Origin of the sequence: Kitasatospora sp. NPDC059327 (assembly GCF_042752535.1) — a bacterium.
Classification (GTDB): domain Bacteria; phylum Actinomycetota; class Actinomycetes; order Streptomycetales; family Streptomycetaceae; genus Kitasatospora.
On the sequence record NZ_JBHYYB010000010.1, the window covers coordinates 1 to 14,167 of the forward strand.

At 77.0% G+C, this 14,167-nt stretch carries 1 protein-coding gene; it reads right to left on the reverse strand.

Annotated elements, in window-relative coordinates:
- Positions 1 to 14,155 (reverse strand): type I polyketide synthase (locus ACFXHB_RS09135; RefSeq protein WP_380573220.1); only part of this gene is annotated, 14,155 nt, incomplete at its 3' end.
- Positions 14,156 to 14,167: the final 12 nt, after the last annotated feature.

Genomic DNA, 14,167 nt, shown 5'->3' on the forward strand with positions numbered 1-14,167 from the left:
GGACCAGGCCGCGCAGCAGGGCGGGGACGCCGCCGGTGCCCGCCTGCGCGGCGATCGCCCGGGTGTCCAGCCGGACCGGCAGCACCATCGCCTCGTCCACGCCGTGCGCCGCGTCGAACAGTTCCAGGCCCTCCCGCGGGGCGAAGGCGACGATCCCGCCGCGCGCGATCCGCCGCAGGTCGGCCTCGTCCAGGCCGCCGGTCATGCCGGTGCTGTTCGCCCACAGGCCCCAGGCCAGCGAGCCGGCGGTCAGGCCCCGGGCCCGGCGGCGGTGCGCCAGGCCGTCCAGGAAGGCGTTGGCCGCCGCGTAGTTGCCCTGGCCCATGCCGCCGAAGACGCCGGCCAGCGAGGAGAAGAGCAGGAACGCGGAGAGCTTGCTCCCTTCCGTCAGCTCGTGCAGGTGGACGGCCGCGTCGACCTTGGGGCGCAGGGCGGTGTCGAGCTGTTCGGGCGTCATCTCGGCGACCAGGCCGTCGGCCAGCACACCGGCGGCGTGCACCACGGCGGTCAGCGGGTGCTCGGCCGGCAGGCCGTCCAGCAGGGCGGCCAGCGCCTGCCGGTCGGCGGCGTCGCAGGCGGCCACCTCGACCAGCGCGCCGAGCCGGGTCAGCTCGTCGCGCAGTTCGAGGGCGCCCTCGGCCCGCAGGCCGGCGCGGCTGGTCAGCACCAGGCGCCGTACGCCGTGCTCGGCCACCAGGTGACGGGCGACATGGGCGCCGATCGCGCCGGTACCACCGGTGATCAGCACCGTGCCCTCGGGATCCCAGGTCGGCTCGACCTCGTCCTCGGCACGCGGCACCCGGGCCAGCCGGGGTACCAGGGCCGTGCCGTCGCGCAGCGCGACCTGCGGCTCGCCGCTCGCCAGCGCGGCGCCCAGGGCCGCCCGGGAGGCGGGCAGGCCGTCCAGGTCCAGCAGCACGAACCGGCCGGGGTTCTCGGTCTGCGCCGAGCGCAGCAGGCCCCAGACGGCGGCCTGCGCGAGGTCGGGCACGTCGTCGCCGGACTGCGTCGCGACGGCCCCCTCGGTGACCAGCACCAGGGTGCTGTCGGCCGGCCGTTCCTCGGCCAGCCAGTCGCGGACCAGCTCCAGCGCGTGCCCGGTGGCCGCCCGCACGGCGTCGGCCAGTGGCCCGGTGCCCTCCTGCCGGCAGTGCGCCAGTACCAGCGCGGGCACCGGTCCGTCGGCGGCGAGCAGGTCGGCGACGCGCCCGCCGGCCGGCAGCTCGGTCCAGGTCGCCGCGTCGGTGTCCGGCGGGGTCGACCGCCGCCACTCGACCCGGTACAGCTCCTCGTGGTGGGCGGCGCGGGCCGGGCGCACCTGCTCGGCGGAGACCGGGCGCAGCACCAGCGACTCGGCCGAGGCGACCGGACACCCGGTGCTGTCGGCGACCAGCACGGCCACCGAGTCGCGCCCGGTGGGCGTCAGCCGCAGCCGGACCGACGCCGCGCCCCGGGCGTGCAGGGCGACGCCGGTCCAGGAGAACGGCAGCCACCCCTGGCTCTCGCCCTCGGGCCCGGTGCCCGGCAGGACGTCGAAGACCAGCGCGTGCAGGGCCGCGTCCAGCAGCGCGGGGTGCAGGCCGTAGCGGCCGGCCTCGCCGCGCGGGCCGTCCGGCAGCTCGGCCTCGGCGAACACCTGCTCGCCGAGGCGCCAGGCCGCGCGCAGGCCCTGGAACGCCGGGCCGTAGCCGAAGCCGCCGGCGGCGAACCGCTCGTACAGGCCGTCGACGGGCAGCGGGACGGCGCCGGCCGGCGGCCACTGCGCGAGGTCCTCGGGCTCGGCGGGGACGGCCGGGGCGAGCAGGCCGTCGGCGTGCCGGGTCCACTCCTCCTCGGGGCCGTCCTCCGGCCGGGCGTACACCGTCAGGCTCCGGGCGCCGGACGGGTCGGGGGCGCCGATCGAAAGCTGCAGCACCGTGCCGCCGGTGACGGGGAGCACCAGGGGGGCCTGCAGGGTCAGTTCCTCGACCCGCCCGCAGTCCGCCTGGTCGGCGGCGCGGACGGCCAGCTCCAGGAAGCCGGTGGCGGGGAAGAGCACGCCGTCGAAGACCCGGTGGTCGGCCAGCCACGGCTGGGTCCGGCAGGAGAGCCGGGTGGTGAACAGGAAGCCCTCGCCGCCGGCCAGTTCGACCGCCGCGCCGAGCAGCGGGTGGTCCACCGCCAGCAGCCCGGCCGACGGCAGGTCGGCCTCGGGGGCGGTCGCCTCCAGCCAGTAGCGCCGGTGCTGGAAGGCGTAGGTGGGCAGGCCGGCGGCCTCGCGCGGGGCGGTCGGCGGGAAGCGGCGGCTCCAGTCCACCGGTGCGCCGTGGGCGTGCGACCGGGCCAGCGCGGCGGTCAGGGCCGTCTCCTCGGGCTGGTCGCGGCGCAGCAGCGGAACCAGCAGCGCGTCGGGCGACCGCTCGGCCAGGCAGTCCTGGGCGAGCCCGGTCAGCGAGCCGTCCGGACCCAGTTCGAGGTACCGGTCGACGCCGGCTGCCTCCAGGCAGTCGATGCCGGCCCGGAACTCGACCGTGCCGCGCACCTGGTCGACCCAGTACTCGGGGGAGGCCAGCTGCTCGGCGGTGGCGAGGGCCCCGGTCCGGTTGGCGACCAGCGGGATCCGCGGTGGGTGGAACTCCAGGGCACTCGCCACCGCGCGGAACTCGGCCAGCATCCCGTCCATGTGCGGGGAGTGGAAGGCGTGGCTGACCCGCAGCCGGCGCGAGCGCCGGCCCAGGGCCTCCCAGTGCGCGGCGAGTTCCGCCACCGCCCGCGGGTCGCCGGACACCACGGTCGAGGCCGGGCCGTTGACGGCGGCCAGCGCGAGGAGGTCGGCCCGCTCGGCGAGCATCGGGGCCAGGTCCTCGGCCGCGACGGTCAGCGCCACCATCGCGCCGCCGGCCGGCATCGCCTGCATCAGCCGTCCGCGGGCCGCCACCAGGGCGGCCGCGTCGGGCAGCGAGAGCACCCCGGCGACATGGGCGGCGGTCAGCTCGCCGATCGAGTGGCCGAGCAGGTAGTCGGGGGTGATGCCCCAGTGCCCGGCCAGCTCGAACAGCGCGGTGCCGAGCGCGAACAGGGCCGGCTGGGTGTACTCGGTGCGGTCCAGCGCCTCGCCGTCCGCGACCACCTCGTGCAGCGGGCGCTCCAGCAGCGGGTCCAGCGCGGCGCAGACCCGGTCGAAGGCGTCCGCGAAGACCGGCTGGGAGCGGTAGAGCTCCAGGCCCATGCCGGGCCGCTGGCTGCCCTGTCCGGAGAACAGGAAGGCGGTCCTGCCGGGCCGCCCGGCGGTGCCGGTGACCAGGCCGGGGTGCTCGGCGCCGGCCGCCAGCGCGACCAGTGCCCCCACGCGCGCGGCACGGTCGGCGCCGAGCAGCACGGCGCGGTGCTCGAAACCCGCCCGGCCGGCGGCCAGCGCGGCGCCCGGATCCCGGTCCGGTCCGGTCCGCTCGTGCTCCAGCAGCCGGGCGGCCTGCCCGCGCAGCGCCTCGGGGGTCCGGGCCGAGAGCAGCCACGGTCCCCCGGCGGGCGCCGACGGCTCCGCGGCCTCGGCCGGGACGTGCTCCAGCACGGTGTGCGCGTTGGTGCCGCTGACACCGAAGGAGGAGACACCGGCCCGGCGCGGGTGGTCGCCGGCAGGCCACTCGGTGTGTTCGGTGACCAGTTCCACGGCGCCCGCGGTCCAGTCGATGAACGGCGAGGGCCGGTCGACGTTCAGGGTGGCGGGCAGCGTCCCGTGCTGCATCGCCAGCACCATCTTGATCACGCCCGCGATGCCGGCGGCGGCCTGGGTGTGGCCGATGTTGGACTTCAACGAGCCCAGCAGCAGGGGGCGTTCGTCCCCGCGCCGCTGTCCGTAGGTGGCCAGCAGGGCCTGCGCCTCGATCGGGTCGCCCAGCTTGGTGCCGGTGCCGTGTGCCTCCACCGCGTCGACCTCGGCGGCGGACAGGCCCGCCGAGGCCAGCGCCTGGCGGATCACCCGCTGCTGGGAGGGGCCGTTGGGGGCGGTCAGGCCGTTGCTGGCGCCGTCCTGGTTGACCGCCGAGCCGCGGACCAGGGCGAGCACCGGGTGGCCGTTGCGGCGGGCGTCGCTGAGGCGCTCCAGCAGCACCAGCCCGGCGCCCTCGGCCCAGGCGGTGCCGTCGGCGGCCGCGGCGAAGGGCTTGCACCGGCCGTCGGCCGCCAGCCCGCGCTGGCGGCTGAACTCGACGAACGCGTCCGGCCGGGCCATCACCGTCACGCCACCGGCGAGCGCCAGCGAGCACTCACCGGCGCGCAGCGCCTGGGCGGCCAGGTGCAGGGCCACCAGCGCCGAGGAGCAGGCGGTGTCCACCGTGACGGCGGGGCCCTCCAGGCCGAAGGTGTAGGCGATCCGCCCCGACGCCACGCTGCCGGCGCTGCCGATGCCCAGGTAGCCCTCGAACTCCTCCGTCGGCTTGGTCATCCGGGAGCCGTAGTCCCGGTAGCTGGAGCCGACGAAGACCCCGCCCCGGCTGCCCTTGAGCGTGGTCGGGTCGATCCCGGCCCGCTCGAACGCCTCCCAGGCCACCTCCAGGAGCAGCCGCTGCTGCGGGTCGACCGAGACCGCCTCGCGCGGCGAGATGCCGAAGAACGCCGGGTCGAAGTCGGCGGCGTCGTACAGGAAGCCGCCCTCGCGGGCGTAGGTGGTGCCGACCGTCCCGCCGTCCGGGTCGTACAGGCCCTCGATGTCCCAGCCGCGGTCGGTGGGGAAGTCCGAGATCGCGTCGGTGCCGCTCATCAGCAGCCGCCACAGGTCCTCCGGCGAGCGCACCTCCCCGGGGAAGCGGCAGCCCATCGCGACGATCGCGACCGGGTCGTCGGCCGCGTCCGCGGCGGCCTCGACCGCTGCCACCGCCCCGGCCACCGCCCCGGCCACCGCAGGGTCGCCGCCCGGGAGCTGGGCGAGCAGGTGGTCGGTGAGCACGGCCGTGGTCGGGAAGTCGAAGACCAGGGTGACCGACAGCCGCAGCCCGGTCGCCTCGGCCAGCCGGTCGCGCAGCTCCACGGCGGTCAGCGAGTCGAAGCCGATGTCCTTGAAGACCCGCCCGGGCTCGATCGCCGACGGATCCGCGTGGCCCAGCACCGCGGCGACCTCGCCGCGGATCAGCTCGCCCAGTGCCGCCCGGCGCTCGGGCAGCGGCAGCGCGGCCAGCCGGGCGGCCGTCGACGACTCCTCACCGGCCGTCGCGGTGTCCGTCGCGGCCTGCGGCAGGTCCTTCAGCACGGCGCTGGGCCGCAGCGCCGTGTAGGCACGGACGAACCGCTCCCAGGCGAAGTCGGCCACCACCACCGCGGTGTCGTCGTGGTCCAGCGCCTGCTGGAGGGCGACCAGCGCGGCGTCGGGGTCCATCGCCGGAAGGCCGTTGCGGATCAGCCGCTCGCTCACCGCGCCGCCGGCCAGGCTCTCCCCGCCCCACAGGCCCCAGGCCACCGAGGTGGCCGTCCGTCCGCCCGCCCGGCGCCGCTCGGCCAGGGCGTCCAGGAAGGCGTTGGCCGCCGCGTAACTGCCCTGCCCCGTGCCGCCCAGCGTGCCGGCCAGCGAGGAGAACAGGACGAAGGCCGACAGCTCGTGGTCCCGGGTCAGCTCGTCCAGGTGCAGCGCCGCGTCCATCTTGGGCCGCAGCACGTACGCCGCCCGCTCCGCCGTCAGCGTGTCCAGCACGCCGTCGTCCAGCACGCCCGCCGCGTGCACCACCGCGCGCAGCGGCCGTCCGGCCGGGATGCCGGCGAGCAGCGTCGCCACCTGCTCCCGGTCGGCCACGTCGCACGCCACCACGGTGGCCTCCGCTCCCGACTCGGCGAGCTCGGCGACGAGTTCGGCACAGCCCGGCGCCGCCGGGCCCTGCCGGCCGGTCAGCAGCAGATGGCGCGCCCCGCCCCGGGCCAGCCAGCGGGCCACCCGCGCGCCCAGCGCGCCGGTGCCGCCGGTGACCAGCACCGTGCCGTCCGTCGGCGCGGTCCAGGTTCGCGCCGGGGTGCGCGAGCCGGTCCCGGCCGCGACCAGCCGACGGGCGAACAGACCGGCGGAGCGCACCGCCACCTGGTCCTCGCCCTCGCCGCCGGCCAGGACCCCGGCCAACCGGGCCCGCGCCCGCTCGTCGAGCCGGGCCGGCAGATCGACCAGCCCGGCCCAGCGCCGCGGGTACTCCACCGCGGCGACCCCGCCGAGGCCCCAGGCCGTGGTCTGCGCCGGGCCACTCAGCGGGTCCGAGCGGCCCACCGACACCGCGCCGCTGGTCGCGCACCACAGCGGGGCGTCCGGGACGGCGTCGCCGAGCGCCTGGAGCAGCGCCACCAGCGCGACCAGTCCGGCCGGCAGCGCGGAGCCCGCCGTGTGCGGCCGCTCGTCCAGCGTCAGCAGCGACAGCACGCCGTCCGGCCGCAGCTCGCCCAGCCGCGCGGCCAGCGCGGCACGGTCGGCGTCGGCGACCGTGAGCACCGCGGCCTCGGCACCGTGCTCGCCCAGCGCCAGGACGCAGTCCGCGACCAGCGGGTGGTCCGCCGCCGACGCCGGGACGGCGACCAGCCAGCTCCCCCTGGGACCGGCGCCCGTGACGGGCGCCAGCGGCCGCCACTGGACCCGGTAGCGCCAGCCGTCGACAGCGGCGCGGTCCCGGCTGCGCCCGAGCCAGTCGCCCAGCGCGGGCAGCACACCGCTCAGCGCCGCGCGGGTGCCGGCGTCCTCGATCCGCAGCGTGTCGGCCAGCGCGTCCGCGTCGCCGCGGCCCACCGCGTTCCAGAAGCCCTCGTCCGGTGCCGCCGCCTCCGGCCGCCCGTCCGCCGCGGGCACCATCCAGAAGTGGGAGCGCTGGAACGGGTAGGTGGGCAGCTCGGTGCGCCGGGCCGACGCGTCGGCGAACGGCGCGGCGAGGTCCACCGCGGCGCCCCGCACGTGCAGTTCGGCCAGCGAGGTGAGGAACCGCTCCCGGCCGCCCTCGTCCCGGCGCAGGGTGCCGGCCACCGCGGCGTCGGTGCCCGCCGCCTCGGCGGCCTGCTCCAGCCAGACGGTCAGCGCGGGGTGGGTGGACGACTCCACGAACACGTCGTAGCCGTCGGCCAGCAGCGCCCGGGCGGCGCGCCCGAACTCCACCGGCCGGCGCAGGTTGCGGTACCAGTAGCCGGCGTCCAACAGCCCGCCGTCCAGCGGCCCGCCGGTGACGGTGGAGTAGAAGACGCTCTCGCCGGCGCGCGGCGACACGTCCGCCAGCAGTGTCAGCAGCTCCTGCTCGATCTCCTCCACCTGGGCCGAGTGCCCGGCGAAGTCCACCCCGGGGACGCGCCAGTTCATCACGCCGTCCTCCGACAGCGCCTCCGACAGCGCGGCCAGCGCGGCCGGATCGCCGGAGAGCGCCACCGAGGTCGGGCTGTTGACCGCCGCCACCCCGATCAGATCGCCGAACGCGGCCAGCCGGTCGGTCAGTTCCTCCACCGCCAGGGGGACGAACAGCATCGCGCCCCGCCCGGCCAGGGCCCGCAGCGCCCGGCTCCGCAGCCCGACCACCTTGGCGCCGTCCTCCAGGCTCAGCGCGCCGGCCACCACCGCGGCGGCGACCTCGCCCTGACTGTGGCCCACCACCGCGTCCGGCACGACGCCGTACGAGCGCCACAGCGCGGCGAGCGAGACCATCATCGCGAACAGCACCGGCTGCACCACGTCCACCCGGTCCATCGGGTCGTCCGAGCGCAGCACCTCCAGCAGCGAGTAGTCCGTGTACGGCGCCAGGGCCCGCTCGCACTCCGCCAGCCGCTCGGCGAACACCGGCTCGGTGTCCAGGAGTTCGAGGGCCATGCCGACCCACTGCGAACCCTGGCCGGGGAAGACGAGCACGGTGCGACCGTGCTGCCCGGCCACGCCCCGGACCAGGCCGGCCCCGGTGCGGCCGGCGATCAGCGCGTCCAGCCCGCGCGCGAACCCGGCCGGCTCGGTGGCGACCACGGCCGCGCGGTGCTCGAAGGCGGTCCTGGTGGTGGCCAGCGACCAGCCGACGTCCACCGGCTCGCGGCCCTGCTCGGCCAGCTCGCGCAGCCGCTCGGCCTGCGCCCGCAACGCCTCCGGGCTGCGCCCGGAGAGCAGCCACGGCACGGCCCGGCGGGCGCCGGCCCGCTCGGCGGCCGCCGGTTCGGCCGGCGGCTGCTCGACGATCACGTGCGCGTTGGTGCCGCTCAGCCCGAACGAGGAGACCCCGGCCCGGCGCGGCCGCTCGCCCCCGCCCTCCCAGGGACGGGCCTCGGTCAGCAGCTCGACGGCGCCCGCCGTCCAGTCCACGTCGGGCGACGGCTCGCCCAGGTGCAGGGAGCGCGGCAGCACGCCGTGCCGCATCGCCAGCACCATCTTCATGATCCCGCCGACTCCCGCGGCGGCCTGGGTGTGCCCGATGTTCGACTTCAGCGAGCCCATCAGCAGCGGCCGGTCCGTCGGGCGGTCCTGGCCGTAGGTGGCCAGCACCGCTTCGGCCTCGATCGGGTCGCCGAGCCGGGTGCCGGTGCCGTGCGCCTCGACCGCGTCGACCTCGGCGCCGGTCAGCCCGGCGTCGGCCAGGGCCTGGCGGATCACCTCGCGCTGCGCCAGGCCGCTGGGGGCGGTCAGCCCGTTGCTGGCGCCGTCCTGGTTGACCGCGGAGCCGCGCAGCACCGCCAGCACCGGGTGGCCGTTGCGCCGCGCGTCGGAGAGGCGCTCCAGCACCAGGAGGCCGACGCCCTCGGCCAGCCCGAAGCCGTCCGCCTCGGCGGAGAAGGACTTGCAGCGGCCGTCGGCGGCTAGGCCGCGCTGGCGGCTGAAGCCGGTCAGCGACAGCGGGGTGCCGATCACCGCGGCGCCGCCGGCCAGCGCGAGCGCGCACTCGCCGGCGCGCAGCGCCCGGGCCGCCAGGTGGACGGCGACCAGCGAGGACGAGCAGGCGGTGTCGACGGTCACCGCCGGGCCGCGCAGGCCCAGCGTGTACGCCACCCGCCCGGTCAGCACGCTCGTCGACACGCCCGCGATGAACAGGCCCTCCAGCTCGTCGGGCACCCGGTCCATGCTGCCGCCGTAGCCTTGGTAGGCGGCGCCGGTGAACACCCCGACCCGGGAGCCCCGCAGGGTGCTCGGGTCGATGCCGGCGCGCTCCAGCGCCTCCCAGGAGGTCTCCAGCAGCAGGCGCTGCTGCGGGTCCATGGCCAGGGCCTCGCGCGGCGAGATGCCGAAGAACGCCGGGTCGAAGTCGCCCGCGTCGCGCAGGAAGCCGCCGGCGGTGCTGTAGCTGGTGCCCGGGCGGTCGGGGTCGGCGTCGAAGAGGCGGGCCAGGTCCCAGCCGCGGTCCGCGGGCAGCTCGCCGATCGCGTCCAGTTCGCCGGCCAGCGCCTGCCACAGCCGCTCGGGGGAGTCGATGTCGCCGGGGTAGCGGCAGCTCATCGACACGATGACGACCGGGTCCTCGTCCGCCGCGAGCGCCGTGACGGCCGCCACCGGAGCGGGCGCACCGGCGCCGAACAGCTCGGTCGCCAGGTGCCGGCCCAGCGCGCTCGCGGAGGAGTAGTCGAAGACCACGGTCACCGGCAGCCGCAGCCCGGTCGCGGTGTTCAGCCGGTTGCGCATCTCCACGGCGGTCAGCGAGTCGAAGCCCAGGTCGCGGAAGGCCCGCGCCGAGTCGACGGCGGAGGCCGAGTCGTGGCCCAGCACCCCGGAGGCGACCGAGCGCACGAGCTCGGTCAGCTCCCGGTCCCGCGCGGCCGCGGGCAGCCGGCCCAGCCGTTCCCGCAGCTCTCCCGCCGCGCCGGCCGGCTCGTCCGGGCCGGGCTCGGCGGCCAGCGCCACCCGCACCTCGGACAGCTCCCCGATCAGCGGGCTCGGCCGTGCCGAGGTGAAGACCGGTGCGAAGCTGCCCCAGTCGACGTCGGCGACGATCGGCACCACCTCGTCGCCGTCCAGCACCTGCTGGAGGGCCGTCACCGCGAGGGCGGGCGGCATGAACACCACGCCCTGCGCCCGCAGCTGCTCCTCCACCAGCTGCGCGGCCATGCCCGCGCCGCCCTCCGGGCTCCAGATGCCCCAGACCACCGAGGTGGCGGCCAGGCCCCGCGCGTGCCGGCGCTCGGCCAGCGCGTCCAGGTAGGCGTTGGAGGCGGCGTAGGCGCCGTGGACGGCACTGCCCCAGATCGAGGAGATGGAGGAGAACAGCACGAAGGCGTCCAGCTCGGCGTCCTGGAACAGCTCGTCGAGGTTGGCCGCGCCGCCGACCTTGGCGTACAGGGTGTCGGCGAACTCGGGCAGGTCGGTGTCGCCCAGCGGTACCAGCAGGCCGGCGCCGGCCGCGTGGAGCACCGAGCGGATCTGCTCGCCGTCGGCGCGCAGCCGCTCCACCAGAGCGCCCAGGGCGGCCCGGTCGGCCACGTCGCAGGCGGCCAGGGTGACCCGGCAGCCGAGTGCGGTCAGCTCCGCCGCGAGTTCGGTCGCGCCGGGCGCCGCCGGCCCGGCCCGGCCGACCAGCACCAGGTGCTCGGCGCCGGCCCGGGCCAGCCAGCGGGCGATCTGGGTGCCGATCCCGCCGGTGCCGCCGGTGATCAGCACGGTCCCGCGCGGCTGCCAGGACCGTCCGGTCCCGCTGCCGGCCGGACGCCGGGTGGCGCGGACCAGCCGGCGCCCGAAGCCGCCGCCCGGGCGCACCGCCACCTGGTCCTCGTCGCCGGCCCCGGCCAGTAGCCGGCCCAGCAGCGCCGAACCCCGGTCGTCCAGCTGCTCGGGGAGGTCCAGCAGGCCGCCCCAGGAGCGCGGGTACTCCAGCGCCGCGACCCGGCCGAGCCCCCAGCTCAGCTGCTGGCCGGGCTTCGGCGCGCCGTCCTGCGGCCCGACCGCGACCGCTCCGGCGGTCGCCCACCACAGCGGGCCGCCCACCGTCAGGTCGGCCAGCGCCTGGACCAGCGCCAGGTTCAGCGCGAGGCCGACCGGCACCACCGGGTGCGCCGGGTGCGGCCGTTCGTCCAGCGCCAGCAGCGAGAGCACCCCGTCGAGCGGTGCGGCGGCCGGGCCGGCCAGCCGTTCGGTCAGGACGGCGCGCCCGGTGTCGGCCTCGGCCAGCTCGACGGTCAGCAGCTCGGTGCTGGCCAGCACCCGGGCGCAGGCCGCGACCAGCGGGTGGTCGGCCCGCGCGGCGGGCACCAGCAGCAGCCACCGCCCGGTCGGCGCGGCGTCGTCCGCAGCGGCCGCCAGCCGCCGCCAGGTCACCCGGTAGTACCAGGAGTCGACCCGCTCCTGCTCGCGGCTGCGGGCGTGCCAGCCCGCCAGCGCGGGCAGCACCGTGCTCAGCGGGGCCTGCGGCTCGACGCCGAGCGTGTCGGTGAGTTCGGCGAGGTTGCCCTCGCGCACCGCCGACCAGAACCGCTCACCGGCCGGATCGCTCGTCGGACGCGGCCGGTCGGGGGCCTGGAGCCAGTACCGGCGGCGCTGGAAGGCGTAGCCGGGGAGCTCGACCGGCCCGCCGCGCGGCGCGCCGTAGAGGGCCGGCCAGTGCGGGGAACGGCCCGCCGCGTGCGCCTCGCCGAGGGCCAGCAGGAAGCGGGGGAGTCCGCCCTGGTTGCGGCGGAGCGTGCCGAGCGCGGCCGCCTCCACCTGGGCGGCCTCGGCGCTCTGCTGCACACCGAAGGTCAGCACCGGGTGCGCGCTGGCCTCCACGAAGTAGCGGAAGCCGTCGGCCAGCAGGGCCCGGGTGGCGGCCTCGAACTCCACGGTCTGCCGCAGGTTGCGGTACCAGTAGTCGGCGTCCAGTTCCTCGCCGCCCAGCCGGTGGCCGTCGACGGTGGAGAAGAACGGCAGCCGGGCCGCCGTCGGGCGCACCCCGGCCAGGTCCGAGAGCAGCCGTTCGCGGATCCGCTCGACCTGCGCCGAGTGCGAGGCGTAGTCCACCGGGATCCGGCGGGCGGTCGGGTCCGCGGCGAGCAGTTCCTCGATCGCGCCGTTCTCGCCGCTGACGACGACGCTGGTGGGGCCGTTGACGGCGGCGACGGAGACGCGGTCGTGCCAGGGGGTGATGAGTGCGTGGGCGCGGTCGAGGGGGTGGGTGAGGGAGACCATGCCGCCGGTGCCGGTGATGGTGTGGATGGCTTGGCTGCGCAGGGCGACGACGGTGGCGCCGTCTTCGAGGGTGAGGGCGCCGGCGACGACGGCGGCGGCGATCTCGCCCTGGGAGTGGCCGAGGACGGCGTCGGGGGTGACGCCGTAGGACTCCCAGAGGGCGGCGAGGGAGATCATGACGGCCCAGAGGGCGGGTTGGACGATGTCGACGCGTTCGAGGGGTTCGCCGTCGCGCAGGAGTCGGGTGAGTGACCAGTCGACGTGCGGGGCGAGGGCCTGTTCGCACTGCGCCATCTTCTCGGCGAAGACGGGTGCGGTGTCGAGGAGTTCGACGGCCATGCCGGCCCACTGCGAACCCTGCCCCGGGAAGACGAAAGCGGTCTTCCCGGCCGGACCGGCGGTGCCCAGCACCACGTTCGGCGCCGTCCGGTCGGCGGCCAGTGCCTCCAGCGCGGTCGTGAAGCCCGCGGCGTCCTCGGCGACCAGCACCGCGCGGTGCTCGAAGGCGGTGCGGGTGGTGGCCAGCGCCCGGCCGATCTCCGCCGGGTCGTGCGCGGGGCCGTCGGCCAGGGACGCGGCCAGCCGGGCGGCCTGGGCGCGGAGCGCCCGCGGGTCGCGCGCCGACAGCACCCAGGGCAGCGGGCCGGCCGCAGCCGGGGCCGGGGCGGTGGCGTCCGCGTCGGCCGGGCCCGCGGCGTCCGGCAGGTCCCCGGCGGTCTCGGCGTCGGGCGCCTGCTCGACGATCGCGTGCGCGTTGGTGCCGCCCACCCCGAAACCGGAGACCCCGGCGCGGCGCGGCCGCTCGCCCGCGGTCTTCCAGGGGCGGGCCTCGGTCAGCAGCTCGACCGCGCCCGCCGACCAGTCGACGAACGGGGTGGGCTCGTCCACGTGCAGGGTCTTCGGCAGCACCCCGTGCCGCATCGCCTGCACCATCTTGATCACGCCGCCGACCCCGGCGGCGGCCGAGCTGTGGCCGATGTTGGACTTCAGCGAGCCCAGCCACAGCGGCCGTCCCTCCGGCCGCCGCTGTCCGTAGGTGGCCAGCAGGGCCTGCGCCTCGATCGGGTCGCCGAGCCGGGTGCCGGTGCCGTGCGCCTCCACCGCGTCCACCTCGGCGGCCGACAGCCGCGCGTCGGCCAGCGCGTCGGTGATCACCCGCTGCTGGGAGGGGCCGCTGGGCGCGGTCAGGCCGTTGCTGGCGCCGTCCTGGTTGACCGCGGTGCCGCGGATGACGGCGAGCACCCGGTGGCCGCGGGCCACGGCGTCGGAGAGCCGCTCCAACAGCAGCACACCGACGCCCTCGGACCAGCCGGTGCCGTCGGCCGCGCCCGCGAACGCCTTGCAGCGCCCGTCGGCGGACAGCGCCCGCTGCCGGCTGAACGCCACGAACGCGTCCGGGGTGGCGAGCACCGACACCCCACCGGTCAGCGCGAGCTCGCACTCGCCCGAGCGCAGCGAGCGCACCGCCAGGTGCAGGGCCACCAACGAGGAGGAGCAGGCGGTGTCCATGGTGATCGCGGGACCCTCCAGGCCCAGCGTGTACGAGACCCGCCCGGAGAGCACGCTGCTCGCCGTCCCGGTCTCCAGCAGTCCCTCGACCTCGGGCAGTCCCCGGGCACCCGCCCCGTAGTCGTTGCCGATCGCGCCGACGAAGACACCGGTCCGGCTGCCGCGCAGCGCGGCCGGGTCGAGACCGGCGCGCTCGACGGTCTCCCAGCAGGTCTCCAGCAGCAACCGCTGCTGCGGGTCCATGGCCAGCGCCTCACGCGGCGAGATCCCGAAGAAGCCGGCGTCGAACTCGTCGGCCTGGTGGAGGAATCCGCCGCTGCGGGTGTACGAGGTACCGGTGTGGTCCGGGTCCGGGTGGTACAGCCCCTCGACGTCCCAGCCGCGGTTGTCGGGCCAGTCGCCGATGGCGTCCTCACCGCGCTCGACCAGCTCCCACAGCCGCTCGGGCGAGTCCACCCCGCCCGGGTAGCGGCAGCCCATCGAGACGATGGCGATCGGCTCGTGCCGGGCGTCCTCGGCGGCCCGCAGTTCGCGCCGCGCGTCGCCCAGGTCGGCAGTGGCTCGCCTGAGGTAGTCGAGAAGCTTCTCGTTGTCCGGCATCAGTTCCAGCTC